This is a genomic window from Gemmatimonadaceae bacterium, from assembly GCA_037721215.1.
Lineage (GTDB): Bacteria > Gemmatimonadota > Gemmatimonadetes > Gemmatimonadales > Gemmatimonadaceae > UBA4720.
Window position 1 is genome coordinate 13,660 of record JBBJNV010000035.1, and the last position, 14,667, is coordinate 28,326.

The window sequence follows — 14,667 nt, forward strand, 5'->3', positions numbered from 1 at the left end:
AGCTTGCTGCGCTGCTCCAACTTCCTCGGGTTGAGCTGTTGCAGGAGACGACATCAACCCTCGATGTTGCGCACCGTCTCGGCGCTGAAGGCGCGCAGTCCGGCACTCTGGTTATCGCTGACAGGCAGACGGCGGGGCGCGGTCGTTCGGGGAACAAATGGACGTCGCCGGCGGGCTCGGGTCTCTGGATCACCCTTCTCGAGCGACCTGCTAACGCATCGGGCATCGATGTGCTGTCGATCCGTGTCGGTCTCCTTACCGCAGGGGCTCTCGACAGGTTTACGGCCGAACCCGTACGCCTGAAGTGGCCCAATGACCTCTACGTTGACCGTTTCAAGCTGGGAGGAATACTCATTGAGGCGCGATGGCGGGACCAGCGACTGGAGTGGGTCGCGATCGGCATCGGCATAAATGTATTGGCTCCCATGGATCTCCCCGGCGCGGGTAGTCTCGATCATGGTACCCGCCGGGTGGACGTGCTGATCGATCTCGTTTCCGCATTGCGTGCCGCCGCAGCATCGACCGGCGAACTTGATCAGGTGGAGCTGGCGGAGTGGAACACCCGTGACCTCGCACGTGGCCGCAATTGCATCGAACCTGCGCGTGGTACTGTGCAGGGAATCAGTTCCTCGGGGGAGCTGCTCGTTGCACTTGCCGACTCAGTCGCCAGATTCCGCACCGGTTCACTTGTCCTCGACCCGCCCCTATGATCCTTGCATTCGACGTCGGAAACACGGAAACCACCGCCGCTCTGTTCGACGGCGACTTCATTCGTGCTCACTGGCGGGTGACGACGAACATTTCGCGAACCCCCGATGAGTTTGCGCTTCTTCTTGTGTCTCTGCTCCAGGCGAGGGGGATCACCCCTGATCAGGTTACCGGAAGCGCCATCTGCTCAGTTGTACCACCTGTCACGCAGCCGTTATCGCAGGCGTGTAAAGATTGCTTTCAGGCCGATCCGGCACTCATCGATGCGCGCGCCAATTTGCCGATCCGTCTCGAGGTCGACGAGCCGTATACTGTGGGCGCCGACCGTATCGCGAACACCCTTGCCGCGAGCCTGCTCCGGAAACGGAATACAATAGTGGTCGATCTGGGGACGGCCACAACCTACGACTGTATCACCGCCGATGGTGCCTTTATTGGTGGCGTAATTCAGCCTGGCGTCGGTACTTCGGCCGACACCCTGTTCCGACGAACGTCGCAGCTTTCCGCAACGGAGCTCGTTCCACCACTGAAAGTCATTGGAACGCGGACGGACGAATGCATTCGCTCCGGAGTGCTGTACGGCGCCGCTGATTCCGTTGAAGGCATCGTCGTGCGCATCAGGAACGAGTGGCAAGGTGCAAATCCGCTGGTCATTGCGACAGGCGGCCTGGCCGTAACACTGGCCCCGTTTTGTCCGGTTTTCGACGAAGTCGACCCCTTCCTGACGCTGCACGGAGTGCGGCTGGGATATGATATCCTGACGGGCTGAATACCTGCTGGCGAGCGACTTTTTGGAAGGGGTTGAACTGCCTCCCGATACCGGGTAGACTACAGTCGTTAGCACTCACCTCATGAGAGTGCTAACGGGTTTTTGATCTTCACATCAAGTCATTCCAGGCAGGAGGGATGCATTTATGGGCACACAGACCAGCAACACAGTAGCTCCCCTCGCGGATCGCGTTGTCGTCCGCGCGTCGGAGGAGACCGAGCAGATGCGCGGCGGGCTGTTCATTCCCGACACCGCAAAAGAAAAGCCGATGCAGGGCGAGGTTCTCGCCGTCGGCCCGGGCCGGTTCGAGAAGGACAAGCGCGTCCCGATGGAGCTCAAGGTCGGCGACAAGGTGCTGTACGGTAAATACAGCGGCACCGAAGTCACGATCGATAACGAGCAGCTCCTGATTCTCCGCGAAGCCGACGTGCTCGCGGTCATCAGCTAACCGCAACGAAAGGAATAACACTCATGGCAGCCAAGGAACTCCACTTCAACACCGACGCTCGCGCAGCACTGAAGCGCGGCGTTGACCAGCTCGCCGAAGCGGTGAAGGTCACGCTCGGACCGAAGGGCAGGAACGTCGTCATCGACAAGAAGTTCGGCGCACCGACCGTCACCAAGGACGGCGTCACAGTAGCGAAGGAAATCGAGCTTTCGGATCCACTCGAGAACATGGGCGCACAGATGGTGAAGGAAGTCGCGACCAAGACGTCCGACCTTGCTGGCGATGGCACCACCACCGCGACCGTTCTCGCGCAGGCAATCTTTCGCGAAGGCCTCAAGAATGTGACGGCCGGCGTCAACCCGATGGCCCTCAAGCGCGGCATCGACAAGGCAGTTGCCGCGGTCGTCGAAGAGCTCAAGAACATGAGCGTCCCGACGCAGGGCAAGAAGGAGATTGCGCAGGTCGGTTCCATCTCCGCGAACAACGACAAGGAAATCGGAGATCTGATCGCCGAGGCGATGGAGAAGGTGGGCAAGGACGGCGTCATTACCGTTGAAGAGGCAAAGGGCCTCGAGACCACTCTTGAAACGGTCGAGGGAATGCAGTTCGACCGCGGATACCTCTCGCCGTACTTCGTCAGCGATCCGGAAAAGATGGAAGCTGTTCTCGAGGACGCGATGATTCTTATTCACGACAAGAAGATCTCATCGATGAAGGATCTTCTCCCGATCCTCGAGAAAGTTGCACAGCTCGGCAAGCCGTTGCTCATCATCGCTGAAGACATCGAAGGCGAGGCACTGGCGACGCTGGTTGTCAACAAGCTGCGTGGCACCCTCCGCGTCTGCGCGGTGAAGGCGCCTGGTTTCGGCGATCGCCGCAAGGCGATGCTGGCCGACGTCGCGATTCTGACGAACGGTCAGGTCATCTCCGAAGAAGTCGGCTTCAAGCTCGAAAACGCAGTTGTCACCGACCTCGGCCGCGCGAAGCGGATCGTCGTCGACAAGGACAACACGACGCTCATCGATGGTGGAGGCGACGACGACAAGATCCAGGGGCGCATCAAGGAGATCAAGGCAGCGATCGACAAGACGACGTCCGACTACGACAAGGAGAAGCTGCAGGAGCGTCTGGCGAAGATTGCCGGCGGTGTTGCGGTGATCAATGTCGGTGCGGCAACCGAGAGCGAGATGAAGGAGAAGAAGGCTCGCGTCGAGGATGCTTTGCATGCGACGCGTGCTGCTGTCGAAGAGGGCATCGTCGCTGGCGGCGGAGTAGCATTCATCCGCGCACAGAAGACGCTCGACAAGCTCAAGCTCGAGGATTCTGACGAGCACATCGGCGTCGGCATCATTCGCCGCGCGATCGAGGAGCCGATTCGGATGATCGTTCAGAACGCCGGCGGAGAAGGTTCCATCGTCGTCGAGAAGGTTCGCAATTCCGAGGACAACAACTACGGTTACAATGCGCTCACCGACGAGTACGAGAATCTCGTCGAGGCGGGTGTGATCGATCCGACGAAGGTGACGCGGACTGCATTGCAGAACGCGGCGTCGATCGCCGGGCTTCTCCTCACGACCGAAGCATTGATCGTCGAGAAGAAGGAGCCGCAGAGTGGTGCGGCGGCGGGCGGACCGCCGGGCGGCATGGGCGGGATGTACTAGGGTTCAGCTTCCGAACGAACAAACGGGGCCGCGAGAGCGGTTCCGTTTGTGTTTGAAGACTCACCCCCGGAGCTCAGGATGCGTTCGACGCGCTTTCTCTTTACTTCTGGCTCGGTAAACTGGTTCCACGCGGGCCTCCTCGTGCTGTTCATCGCGGGCTCCGTGATGGTTGCCCCACATCTACCCGAGCGTATTCCGATCCATTATGGATTCGACGGCCGGGTCGATGCGACCACCCCTTCGTCGGGCGGTGCGTGGTACCTTCTGCCCGGGATTGCAGTCGCAATGGCGCTTTTCTTGAGGGGCCTTGCCGCGGTCGCTGCAGAGGCCGACACGTGGAAACTGACCGATGAAGAGCTCAGGCAATTTCGAACCCTTCCCGACGCCGAGCAGGCGGAACTTGTCGAGAGCGTGCGTTGCAATCTCGCGCAGATTTCCATCGCCATCTCAGTAGTCTTCGTTGCTATACAGACTGGCAACTATATGGTGGCGACAACCGGTGAAAGCTCGTTGCCGGTGGCGGTCTGGGGGGTGATGATCACCGCTATCGCAAGCGTGTTTTTTCTTGCGTTCAGCCACGACCGCGAACTCAAAAGGCGGATACATTCTTCGCCGGCGGCCAACCTCTGAAAGCAGCCTTTTTCAATAAGCGCAGGCCTGCCGCGGATTCGCCGATCCGGTTCTGCGTCCCTCACGCGGCAGGGAGTACCTTGACATCGTAGAGCCGAAAGCTCCTGTCGGCGGTCAAAATCGGCAGTTGCTCGAGCTGCGCCTGCGCCACCAATAGTCGATCGAATGGGTCGCGGTGGTGCTGCGGAAGGGTGGCAACGTGGAGTGCGTGGCGGTGGTGCACGGGGAGGGGGGAGATGCCGGTCGATTCCATCAACCGCGGGATGTAGATTCCGGGCGCCTCGGGGAGCTGAAGCTTGCCGAGGCCGTGCTTGATTGCGATCTCCCATGCGCTCGCGGCGGATAGAACCAGTTCCGTGCCGGCCGAGGCGACGAGCGTCCGGCTCTTTCTGGACAGCCGTTCAGGGGACGCCAGCATCCACAGCCAGACCTGCGTGTCGAGCAGAACCCTCACGTTTCGAAGGAGGCCAGACTGTCTTCCGGTAACTCGGCGTCGAAGTCAGGAGCGATGACGATGAGTCCTTTCTCAGTGCCGAGCACCCGATTTCGGGACGGCAGAACGATCGGCACGAGACGGGCGACCGGTACCCCCGCTTTCGCGATGATGATCTCCTCGCCGCCGGAGGCGCGCTCGAGAAGCCTGGACAGGTGGGTTTTCGCCTCGTGGACGTTATACGTGGAGGACATTGTGGTCTTCATGCAGTTTTAAATAGGACTAAACTAATGGACTAAGTCAAGTTTTGCCCACGAGACCTCGGTCCTGCACTTGAAGCAGATTCTGATGCGCGGCAACCGTGAGAGAGGCCTCCGGCTCGGAGATCGCGCATGCCTTGCGCGTCGAGGGTTGTCAGGTAAATCAGCACGCCTCGTTTGAGTGGAAAAAAAACTCCACCGCCACAAGACGATGGAGTGCAGAAGATCAGTCGGGGCGACTGAATTTGAACCAGCGACCGCCTGCTCCCGAAGCAGGGTAATACACTAACCATTTACGACATTCTGCCGGACTTTAGAGGGAAATCGGGCGTCGGCGCCGCAGTTTCCAGACATACATGCCGCACTTTGCCGGAAGAAACACACCCCCAAACACACCCCGGCGTAATTCAGCTGGTAGAATTCAGCTTCCAAGCTTGTCGTGGCCTGAGGAGGTCCTTGCAGCCTGAGGGCGTGCGCGCGAAGGGCAATCAGAAGTGGCACCGCCCGGGGCTGAATGCAGTGCAAAGCTACAAAAATGATTCTTTCAGAAGATGGGCCCCGGCTGAAGCGGCGGCAGTCAGAAACGGCCGATCAGGCGCACGCCAAGCGTCCGCGGTGGCCGCAGGGCGGCAACCGTGAACGTGCTGAACGGAACAACAAACGTATTCGACATCACCGTCCGGTCGGTCAGATTCTGCGCGAATATGCCGACGGAACGTCGCTTGTCGGCCGTCGTCAGGCTCAGTGACGCATCCGCGGTCCAATAACCCGGCTGCTGCTGTTCCTTCAGGAAGTCGAGCCCGGTCAACGTTTCAGACTGATGGCGTGCGCGCGTTTCAATGATGAGGCTTGCACTCTTCAGCGGAACCACCTGTGCCACTCCAAACGCTTCGCTACGCCGCCTCTGGACAGCCGTCGATCCTGCCGATTCCCTCCGCGATGATCGTGCGCGGCGCCGCAGGATTCCGTGCGACACGCTGGTATCGCGCGGACGAGATCATCGACGGGGCCAGCGGCCTGGTCTCGTTCCACGATGCGCGCGGCTACGCCATGGATCCGGTGTACGTCGCGGGACTGTTCGCCGATCTCACGGGCGGTGCCGGTGGCCTGCCGGGGCTGATCCAGAGCGGTGTGTCCGCAGCGCCCGGTGGCGCCGGCGGCATCGGCGCGATCGCGGCGCTCGGCACCGCCGAGGTGCGATTGCACCTGATGGACCCGCATGGAAATCCGCCGAACGGCGCGTCGTTCATCACCGACGACGGCGCCGGGGTCCAGACGAGCGTGGTGTTCACGACGCTATTGTCGTTGCCGGCGGGCAACCGCCTCGTCGCAAACAGCGCGAGTGGACCGACGACGCTCCGCTTCGGATTCGCGACCAACGGCACGCTCACCGCGAATCCGCTCGCTGTGCCCGCACTCGCGAACGGCGCGATCCCGCGGCGCTACTATCGCGTGATGGTCGTCGACCAGCCGTACTACCTGATGGGCAATCGCTCCACCACCGGGATGCCCGGCGTGGCAGGGGACGACGGCCGCATTCCGTCCGACCTGCTGCCCGTGGTGCGCGACCAGGTGAACATCACGTATCTCGCGGACGGCCCCGATGTGCTGGCGGAGGCCACGCGCGTTCTCACGCGCCCGTCGCAATCGATGATTGTTGCCGTGTCGCCTAACATCGACCAGACGCTCATCACACCGACGGCTCCCGGCGCCCCGGCGCACTGGCCGCAGTTCCCGGCTCCCAACACCGGTGCGGCCTTTACGGCAACACCGGTGCGACTCTCCGCTGCAAACGTCACCGCCGCGTTCACCGGCACGAACGACGTCGTGGTCACCATCGCCGGAGGCGCCGCGCCCGATGGTGCGACCGTGCGCGTCTATCCGCAGGTGTTCGTGGAGATTGCGTCGATCAATGGCGCCGAGCCGTCGTTCCTGCGCGGTGATGGCGGGGCGAACATCGTGAGCGGTGCGGGTCCCGTCAGCGTGCTGCTGCGCAACCCGTTCCGGCTCGGCGCTGCGCAGCCGCTGCCCAACCCCGCGACGCTCACGATGGACATCGTGGTGGCGCCGCGCACGGGGCGGCGCCGCCTCACCGGCGCCGTGTCGGTGCCCGTCGCCGCTGGCCCCGCGGTCGTGCCGACCGTTCCGTTCTTCGGCGCGGCATCCGCTAACGTCATGGGCATCATGCCGATTTCCATGCAGGGCATCAGCGAATCCCCGCTGTTCGGAATCCCGCGCACCGTGACGCCGCCGTCGACACCGCCCACGAATCTGCTGGAGCTTGCCCTCAGTCTCGCGGCGGAACCATCGCCGCGGCAGGCACCGCGCCTGCCGACCATGGCGCGCTTCGAGACCATCGCCGCCACCGGCACCCCGGCGGGCGCACCGCCCGATGACACGCTGCTCTGGCAGGCCGTGCTCACCGGTGCGCGATGGGCGGCGGAAGGAATGTCTGCGTTGCACGAGAGCGGGAATCCCGGCAATCCCGCGGGACCCGACGTGCATGCACCCGGCATCTCCGTGACCGGCGCGCTCGCGTACGACCTCGCCGTGCACGCACTCAAGCGCGCGCAGCCCATCATCCCGCTGCCGGCGTCGAATGCCGGGACCGTGCTGGGCTGGGTGGCGACGTCCAATGGCAACAACTTCAGCGTGCCGAACGACACCGCCAATGTCGCGAACACCGGCGCCGGCGTGCTGCTGGAGACCGCGGCCGTGGGCACCGAGACACCGTGGCTGTCGAGCTTCACGCCGCCGCCTGCCGGCAACACGGTGAACCAGATGATCCAGAATGCCGCGACAGCGATGGGCGTGTCACCGCCGTCGATCACCGTGACCGTGACGAACGAACCACGCCTGCAGCGGGAGGTGCGCCGCGAGTTCTTCGCGGCGAAGCAGGGCGTTCGTGATGTGCAGTGGGCGCTGCGGCGCGCGTTCGCGGAGGCGCGCGAGCTCGTGTACATCGAGTCGCCGCAGTTCGCGATGACCGCGCGCTCCGCCGATCCGACGGCACCGGAGGGGCACGAGGTCGATCTCGTCGCGGAGCTCGCGGCGCGCCTTGAGGCGCACCGTACGCTGCGCGTGATCATCTGCACGCCGCGGCTGTCGGACTTCGCCGACGACTATCGCACCTTCCACCGGCAGCACTACGCGGCTCGGCTCGAGGCATACACCGCGCTGCGCACCGCCGCAAAGGATCGCGTACTGCTCTTCCACCCCGTCGGCTTTCCCGGCCGTCCCGCGTACATCCGCACGACGTCGGTGATCGTCGACGACGTGTGGACCCTGGTTGGTGCCACGCATTTCCGCCGCCGCGGTATGACGTTCGACGGCAGCGCCGCGATCGCGAGCTACGACCGCCAGATCACGAACGGCTACAGCACACGCGTGCGCAATTTCCGTCGCGCACTGATGGCGGCCAAGCTGCGCGTGCCGGCGCCGGTGGCGAGCCAGCCGCTCGACGGCGAGTGGGTGCGTCTGGGCCGTCCGGTGTCGGCGTTCGACGTGGTGCGCGACCTGCTGGAGCAGGGGGGTTACGGGCGGATACAACGCCTTTGGGCGGGGCCGATGGACACGTCGGTGCTCGCGGCGCAGGCGAACGTGGCGGACCCGGATGGGTCGAAGGGCGACAGCATATTTACGACGCTGGCGGGGATGCTGAACGAGGCGGGGACGTGAGGGCGGCATGCCCGTGCCGAGCCGGCGAACGCGTCTGGCCGGCTTGCCGGTGTGTGGGGGAATATTGAACCACGTTTGCACCGCCCCGCCCGACGTTTGAGTAGCTGCCGGTTGCTCGCACGGCTTTCAACGCGACCGAAGTGACGAGAATCTGGTAGTCTCTTGCTCAGCGAGAAAGCGCCGAACCTCGGACTGCCGGTATCGTCGTTCGCCTCCGATTAGCAGAGACGGAACGGACAGGGTTGCAACGGTTCGCCTGGACATCCGAAGAATCGAGGCAAGTTCGTCCGCTGTGAGAAGGGGCTCAATAAACCAATCGGAGTGATGCTCAACGCGACCGTAAACCGGATCTGGGTCGAGCGTGGTGAGAACCGAAGCAGGAAGATCTCCAGCACGGCTCAAAGCCTCGGACGCACGAGTGAGCGCATCTCGGGCAGCACGGATTTGTTTTGCCGCATCTGCCGCGACCGCTTCGGGCAGATCTGATGGCGGGCCTTCGACGGCTTTGTGCATCCGGCGCGGGACCGATTCGCCCAACGCGAGAACATTATCCCACCCTACTTCCGTCGCCTTACGAGTCCCCTTCCTGCTAAGGCGAACGCCAGTCGGTGAGATCACCACCTTGAACGGCAGTCCGTCCAACAGAACCTCTCGTGACAGTGGCTTACTGAGAAGAGTCGTCATTTTGAGAGAGTGTGAAGTGTCGTCTACCAACCGTAGCGCGATCGGTCCGGCGGCTGAGGGTCGACAGGTATTGAAGGTTCCGGCAACAACGGATCAATTCGATCCACAAACTCCTGGGCCCACTTGAGCCACTCTCGCATCTCGAGCGGAACATCGGGCCGATGCTCCAGTGACCCACGCACTTGCATTAGGTAGCGCCGAATGGTTTGAGCAGTTTCCCATTGATCTGCCGCATGGATGAGTGCGCGAGCCCGGGCGGCTTCCTCTTCTCGACGCCGTAGCTCGAGTAGCCTTTTCTCTTCCGCCTCCCGATACTCGCGCTCACGTTCCTCGCGCTCCAACCGCCCTGCGCGCGCAGCCTCGGCGCATACAACCAATCCAACTATGAATCGGTTCAGGCAGCTTTCCAGTCGTTGCTGTTTGCCGTCAGACCAACTCTGGCGTGTCCCCGGTGACCAGCTCTGGATCCTCAACGACAACCTACCAGTTGGCACCCAGTCGTAGTGGGGGAAACCCCATTCGGATTGCTTTCGCTTTTCATCTTTGCGTTCTACGCGATTGACTTGCTCCGAAAGACTTATTGCGATGTCCTCCTCAATGATGCGCACGCTTGTGCTGACGTTTTCCCCATTTCTCCGGATGGTCGTCCTGTAACCTCTTAGATCAAGTGCTTTGATTAGGGCATCAAGGATACACATTGTTCGATCGGAGCTGTCCAGAGTCACCTGAACGTCGAGGCAGTCGCCTTTCGGTTTCAAAACTCCGTTGGAGTCCGGCTTTGCTCGCCGAAGTGCGATTATAGTTTGCGCAACCAACGGATGCGGATCTTCGACTCGACCTGGAACGACAATACGATTTGACTCAGCCGCTTCGAAGCGCTCCTGGTCTGCAATTGGACCGATCCCCGCGGGAGAGGCCTCGTCCAACCAAGCTGCGCGAGGCTTAATAGTCACTGACTTCATGCAGACAGCTGCAGAAGCGGGGAGTCGCGGGAGCGGGCTCTGAGTCACTTTATGACCCGCACCCTTCCGCGCCCAATAACCCCGCGGGGGCGTCGGTATCCCCATCTTGCGGCAAATCTTTGCCAAGCCAACATCAGAGAGCCCGAACTCCGGACTCAGGACAGACATCGGCCGAGACCAAACTTGGTCGTACAACTCCTCGCGAGTTAATGAAATCGCATCGTTTGACACGTTTCCTCGCCTAATTAATTCGATTTATTGTTTGAACAATTCAAACGGTTCGCATCAACCTCTCCGACGTCCCAGATCGCTCAGCCGGTGTCGGCCAGACAACTTCTCCTACGCGTGAATCCGGTGTTAACAACACAACTGCTTTTTGCGCAAGCATTCTTGACGTCGTCGTTCGGCCAGTGCGTAACCATTCGCGGACAACGCTCGCGAAATCCTCCGTCGGCTCGCATGGCAGTGCCCGGCCCAAGAGATCGACGCGTCTTCCAATAAACTCTGGCCGATCGAGCGATTTCCCGAACTTTGAGTTGCCGAAGTCAACGTGTTTGCTGCGCTTCGCATACCACCGCCGTGCTGGATGCTCAGCGTAGAAGCTATACACGTCAAAATCCTGAATCCCGACTTGTCCGCTGGTGAAATGCAGCGCGGCCCCCTGACAAAGCGCCGCCCCAACGAAGCGATCTCGATAGACCTTAGCCCAATCTGGGTGTAGATCGAAGAACTCCGCACGATCATTCGCTGCGATTGCGGACAAGGTTACAAGATCCTCGCGATCGATTCGGATATACGAACGCCCCTCCGGGCCCACTGTGCTCATATGTCATTATGTTAGCGTTTCGATAGAGTAGTGAATTTGGTACACAGACCTCGATTGCGTCATTCCGTCAACCAACGGCGTCGGCCGGGCCAGGAGCAGAACAAATGGGAAAGGTTAACTCTTCTGAGCATAGGGTTTGTCCCGTTTTCGATGAGTTAAGGCGGCGCGACCCGAGCGGGTCAACGTGGCTTCCGGTTCTTCTCTCACTGCCGACTCGACCCGATAGAGCACCACTTCGTATCAGCACTGAAGAGTTAGGCGTCTTGGAAGGCGCGGCTTGGAATTCTAAGGTTCCAATGGAAAGCGGGTGGCGTCCGAGCGAGCGAAGGTTGGATCCCCCCGGCTCTCTCTTGAGCCTCCTAATCGACAGTCGCCCAACTCCGCGATCGGAAGCCGGGTGGGGAAAAGGCGAAGTCGGGGTGAAACGACGCCTGTTAGCAAGAGGGGACAAAGCAACACAAAAGGAAGCCCAGCAACGTCTCGTTGGTCCGAGCGACCCGCCACACTGGGAAATCTTAGAGGGGCCGAGTTGCCCCGACGTTTTCATCCAGACCTCGAGCTGCATCGTAGTGATCGAGGGCAAATTTACGGAGCCAAAGCCAACTGACTACACAACGTGGCTCCGCGGACGCCATCAGATGCTGCGCCACATTGATGCGGCGTGGGATTATCGCGGGCGCCGCGCTGTCTTCGGTTTCTTTATCATCGAGGATGAATCTCAAAAGCACTGGAAGACAGCGGTGACACGAACGCTCGATCCAGTGACAATCAAAGCAAGCCTTCCGCATCGATCCGAGGCTGTCCGTTCACAGATTGCCAGCGCATTTCTCGGCTTAACAACGTGGACTTCGGTGTGTAATGCCACCGGCTTACCGGCGGATTTGCTTAGGTCCGCCAGTGAGCTACGCTTCGGGTAGCGTCACCCAATTGGTTGGCAGCGGAAGGCAAAAGTTCACGGAAGTTCCACGCACCGCGGCAGCTCACGCGTAGGAGTCACAAGATGGATCGGTATTGTCGCATCTGCTGGAACACAGAGAATTGGCGACGCCCATCAGGCGACGCACAACGTTATGAGCAAGGCACCTTTGTAGCCACACACGGCTTTGGTCATGAGGAATGGTTACTAAACCCTGAATGGGAGATCGATGGCTACCGGTACGGGTTTCTTCAGCCAATCAACAAGGCTCGTGGAAAGTTAGAGGACACCGTCTTCTCCGTGTCTCTATATACGCGCCGTCCAGACGGTGATCGGGAAGCAGTAGCAATCCTAAACAACCTTTACGTACCGCGAAAGGCTGAACTGCAGAGTGTTAAGAGAGAATATCGACGGCGCGGTTGGCTCGATCAAATGGGCGATGACTTACAAAGTCTCAATATTCGACGCAAAGCAATAGAGAGCGCTCCCGTCGACTCATTTGTCAACGTTCGACTTCAATCGACCGACGTCAAAGTGTTTGATCCTCGACCTGAAATCGTGCCCGGGCACGCGCTCACCACAACTTCGTTTCGCTACATCCCCTACAAATGGGATGGTGGTTTTGCGGCAATCGAAGGAAGTCAGCCAAAACGAACAACCGGGAAAATGGGTCGTCGTCCAAAATCCGAAGAAACGCGACCAAGACGAGCTATCGGCGCAACGGAGATTAATCCCCAACATTCCCGTCTACAGAATGAACTAAAAAAGCTTCTTGACGAGAGTGGTAAGAGCGTAAGTTACGAAGAGAACAACGTCGATTTAGTTGTCAGAGACGGCATTGAGACCGTGTTCTACGAAATCAAGATGGCGCTTACGGTCAAGGGGTGCATCCGCGAAGCGGTCGGACAACTTCTGGAGTACACGCATTTCCCTGACTTACAACTTGCGTCGAAGTTAGTGGTTGTCGGCAGTCCTGCGCCGGATGACAAGGAACGAGAGTATCTACGTCATCTGCGGGCCCTGTATCATATTCCGCTGTACTACGCCCAGTTTGAGCAGACAACGAAAATCTTGGGGCCCGAAATCTGAGGTGCTTTGCTAAGCCCGCTGCAAACCGGAACACTTGGAAGCCATCTCGAAAGAGGGCGCGTCCCAAATAGTTGGACTGAAGGTAAAGGCACGACGAAATTACGCCTCGGCAGTTCCCTCGGCGTTGACTTCGCTGCCCTGAGCAGGCCTCTTAGGTATGACGCCGACGGAAATGGGGAGCGACGGGCGTGACTTAACTTTTTTCACTGCATGGACTCGATACCCGGGCTCGACTGAAACCCGCTGTTGCACCGTCTGTTTTTCCGTCCTATGTTGGCGCGCTCGGCACGTCGGCGCGCGTGACGTGGCAACCGCACTAATCAGCGTCAGCATCCCTCCCATACTCGCCCGGAGTCAGTGCATGAAACGCATCGCAGCAAGCATCGCAGTAAGTGTCGTAGCCCTCTCAGCCTGTCAGGAGCCGGCGGCCCCCAACCGCCCGCAACCGCCCGAGACCGGGCCGGTCTTCGCCCAGCAGTCAAATAACCAGGATGTCATTCCGGGCCAGTACATCGTCGTCTTCAGAGACGACGTCGATGCCGATGCAACATCCGACAAACTTCTCCGGAAATTCAACGCGAAGAGCAAGTACAAGTATTCGGCGGCGCTGAAGGGCTTTGCAGGCGAGCTTTCCGACGCGCAGGTCGAAGCGCTTCGTGGTGAGCCTGAAGTTGCATACATCGAGGAAGATCAGGTGGTGCAGGCGACGACGACGCAGACCGCTCCCGGGTACGGTCTCGACCGAATCGATGAACGGGCGCTGCCACTCTCCGGCTCGTACACCTACACCGCCACCGCGTCCGCAGTACGCGCCTACATTATCGATACCGGAATACAGACCAGCCACACGCAGTTCGGCGGGCGGGCCAGCGCCGTGTACGATGCGTTCGGCGGCAATGGTCAGGACTGCAACGGGCATGGCACTCATGTCGCCGGAACGGTGGGTTCGGCGACCTACGGCGTCGCAAAGGCCGTTCTGCTGAGGGGAGTACGTGTGCTTGACTGCAACGGCTCAGGGGCCAACTCCGGCGTAATTGCCGGGATCAACTGGGTTGCGACCAACCGGATCGCGCCGGCCGTCGCGAACCTGTCGCTTGGCGGCGGATTCTCACAGGCCACCAACGATGCGATCAATAATCTGGCGAATCGCGGAGTGTTCGTCGCTGTCGCTGCAGGCAACGAGAATCAGAACGCGTGCAATGTTTCGCCCGCCAGCGCCCCGAACGCCACCACCGTCGCTGCTTCAACGTCGACGGACGCCAAGGCATCGTACTCCAATTTCGGCAGCTGCGTGGAGCTCTATGCACCGGGGTCGAGCATCAAATCCACCTGGCTGAATGGCGGCACGAATACGATTAGCGGGACATCCATGGCCTCGCCACACGTCGCCGGAGTCGGAGCGCTGTACAAGGCAACGTTCGGCGATGCATCGTTTTCCACGATCCGCACCTGGATCATCAACAATTCGACAGCGAACGTCATCACAGGCAACGTGACGGGCACGCCGAACAGACTGCTGTACAAGTCCACGCTCTAGGCAGCACGAATGCCTGAAGCAAAGAAGCGGGGGGGCGCGGGGGGGCCCCCGGGGGGTTCGCGCGCC

At 60.6% G+C, this 14,667-nt stretch carries 14 protein-coding genes; 9 read left to right on the forward strand and 5 right to left on the reverse strand.

From position 1 onward, the window contains the following. Positions 1-38: 38 nt before the first annotated feature. The 5 genes from WKF55_15650 (at position 39) to WKF55_15670 (ending at position 4,216) form a co-directional block, all read left to right on the forward strand. Positions 39-710, forward strand: coding sequence for a biotin--[acetyl-CoA-carboxylase] ligase (locus tag WKF55_15650; GenBank protein MEJ7761015.1), 672 nt, complete (start codon positions 39-41; stop codon positions 708-710). After that, entirely contained in the window at positions 707-1,477 is a 771-nt protein-coding gene (locus WKF55_15655) for a type III pantothenate kinase (GenBank protein MEJ7761016.1), read from the forward strand. Before WKF55_15650 ends, WKF55_15655 begins: the two co-directional genes overlap by 4 nt. Positions 1,478-1,622: 145 nt before the next feature. Further along, positions 1,623-1,925, forward strand: coding sequence for a co-chaperone GroES (locus WKF55_15660; protein ID MEJ7761017.1), 303 nt, complete (start codon positions 1,623-1,625; stop codon positions 1,923-1,925). Between the two features lie 23 nt (positions 1,926-1,948). Then, on the forward strand, positions 1,949-3,586 hold the full coding sequence (gene groL, locus WKF55_15665; GenBank protein MEJ7761018.1) for a chaperonin GroEL: 1,638 nt from the start codon (positions 1,949-1,951) through the stop codon (positions 3,584-3,586). A gap of 78 nt (positions 3,587-3,664) precedes the next feature. After that, complete coding sequence (locus tag WKF55_15670; protein MEJ7761019.1) at positions 3,665-4,216, forward strand: DUF1648 domain-containing protein; 552 nt, start codon at positions 3,665-3,667, stop codon at positions 4,214-4,216. Positions 4,217-4,277: 61 nt separating this feature from the next. On the opposite strand, the gene WKF55_15675 is transcribed toward WKF55_15670, so the two are convergent. The 3 genes from WKF55_15675 to WKF55_15685 all read right to left on the reverse strand — a co-directional run bounded on the left by WKF55_15675 (position 4,278) and on the right by WKF55_15685 (position 5,789). Then, the gene (locus tag WKF55_15675; GenBank protein MEJ7761020.1) at positions 4,278-4,670 is read right to left on the reverse strand and encodes a type II toxin-antitoxin system VapC family toxin; all 393 of its coding nucleotides are present in this window, start codon (positions 4,668-4,670) and stop codon (positions 4,278-4,280) included. Continuing rightward, positions 4,667-4,915 carry a type II toxin-antitoxin system Phd/YefM family antitoxin gene (locus WKF55_15680; GenBank protein MEJ7761021.1) on the reverse strand — a complete coding sequence of 83 codons (249 nt, stop codon included), beginning with the start codon at positions 4,913-4,915 and terminating at the stop codon, positions 4,667-4,669. Before WKF55_15680 ends, WKF55_15675 begins: the two co-directional genes overlap by 4 nt. Before the next feature lie 571 nt (positions 4,916-5,486). Continuing rightward, on the reverse strand, positions 5,487-5,789 hold the full coding sequence (locus WKF55_15685) for a hypothetical protein (protein ID MEJ7761022.1): 303 nt from the start codon (positions 5,787-5,789) through the stop codon (positions 5,487-5,489). Between the two features lie 59 nt (positions 5,790-5,848). Here WKF55_15685 and WKF55_15690 point away from each other — a divergent pair, with 59 nt between their 5' ends. Further along, positions 5,849-8,587 carry a hypothetical protein gene (locus WKF55_15690; protein ID MEJ7761023.1) on the forward strand — a complete coding sequence of 913 codons (2,739 nt, stop codon included), beginning with the start codon at positions 5,849-5,851 and terminating at the stop codon, positions 8,585-8,587. Between the two features lie 126 nt (positions 8,588-8,713). Here WKF55_15690 and WKF55_15695 read toward each other — a convergent pair whose 3' ends face one another. Continuing rightward, the gene (locus WKF55_15695; GenBank protein MEJ7761024.1) at positions 8,714-9,271 is read right to left on the reverse strand and encodes a helix-turn-helix domain-containing protein; all 558 of its coding nucleotides are present in this window, start codon (positions 9,269-9,271) and stop codon (positions 8,714-8,716) included. Between the two features lie 23 nt (positions 9,272-9,294). Next, positions 9,295-10,233: a hypothetical protein gene (locus WKF55_15700; GenBank protein ID MEJ7761025.1), complete on the reverse strand. Its 939-nt coding sequence runs from the start codon at positions 10,231-10,233 to the stop codon at positions 9,295-9,297. Positions 10,234-11,478: 1,245 nt separating this feature from the next. On the opposite strand from WKF55_15700, the gene WKF55_15705 reads away from it, so the two are divergent. From WKF55_15705 to WKF55_15715, 3 genes are all read left to right on the forward strand, one after another. Then, complete coding sequence (locus WKF55_15705; protein MEJ7761026.1) at positions 11,479-11,976, forward strand: hypothetical protein; 498 nt, start codon at positions 11,479-11,481, stop codon at positions 11,974-11,976. Positions 11,977-12,059: 83 nt separating this feature from the next. After that, complete coding sequence (locus tag WKF55_15710) at positions 12,060-13,064, forward strand: hypothetical protein (protein ID MEJ7761027.1); 1,005 nt, start codon at positions 12,060-12,062, stop codon at positions 13,062-13,064. A 361-nt stretch (positions 13,065-13,425) separates the two neighbouring features. After that, positions 13,426-14,601 carry a S8 family peptidase gene (locus tag WKF55_15715; protein MEJ7761028.1) on the forward strand — a complete coding sequence of 392 codons (1,176 nt, stop codon included), beginning with the start codon at positions 13,426-13,428 and terminating at the stop codon, positions 14,599-14,601. Positions 14,602-14,667: the final 66 nt, after the last annotated feature.